The following is a 691-nucleotide window of genomic DNA, read 5'->3' as shown; positions in this document are numbered from 1 at the left end:
CGTTGTCAGTTCGATCACCTCCTGATTCCGCCGGGGCCACACGAAACGGTCTTCCTCGAGCCGACGCAGCAGCAGCCAGAAACCGGTGCGCTCGTACAGCAAAAGCTTGATGCGATCGCATTTGCGATTGTGGAATGCATAGACGGCACGGGCGAGCGGGTCCAGTTGCATCGATTCCTCAACCAGGGCGGCAAGGGTGTTGATGCCGCAACGGAAATCGATCGGCTCGCGGTACAGGTAGACGTGCAGGTCATCGGCGAAGCGCAGCATCAGCGACTCCTCAACGCGTCGATCATCGCCCTGAGCAGCGCCGTGTCCTGTTGCGCACATTCAAGTTCAAGACTTACCCCGTTTGGCAATTGCGCCACCAGCCGCGAAGGCAACGGCGGGCGTTGCGAGGCCCGCATCGGCTCACGCCGTGCCGCAACTGGCTCAGCGTCGGGCAGCACCGGCCTGGATGGCAAGTGCACCGGCTCAGCACCAACCACTTCCAGAACAGGAACGAATGCCGGGGCCATGGCTGGCGCCGACTGCCGTGCACGCCGGGGACGTGTCTTTTGGCGCGCCAGGCTAATCCATTTGCGAAGCTGGTTGGCGTTCACGCCAGCCTTCAGCGCCAGCCCGGCCACGGAGGCTCCAGGCTTCTGGCACGCCTCGATCAGCTTGCGCTTGCCCTCTCGGTCGTACCGGT

At 63.4% G+C, this 691-nt stretch carries 2 protein-coding genes; both read right to left on the bottom strand.

All coding sequences use genetic code 11. The features are described from left to right. On the bottom strand, window positions 1-270 hold a 270-nt coding region (tnpB, locus tag P0D80_RS50850), incomplete at its 3' end, for an IS66 family insertion sequence element accessory protein TnpB (protein WP_408296480.1). After that, the coding region (gene tnpA, locus P0D80_RS50845; RefSeq protein WP_408296477.1) for an IS66-like element accessory protein TnpA at window positions 270-691 on the bottom strand (422 nt) is incomplete at its 5' end. The genes tnpB and tnpA, both read right to left, overlap by 1 nt.

Source organism: Paraburkholderia sp. RL17-373-BIF-A, assembly GCF_046030175.1.
In the GTDB taxonomy this organism is placed as follows: Bacteria; Pseudomonadota; Gammaproteobacteria; order Burkholderiales; family Burkholderiaceae; genus Paraburkholderia.
Note: the sequence above shows the minus strand (reverse complement) of the source record. Positions and strands in the feature narration are given on the sequence as shown.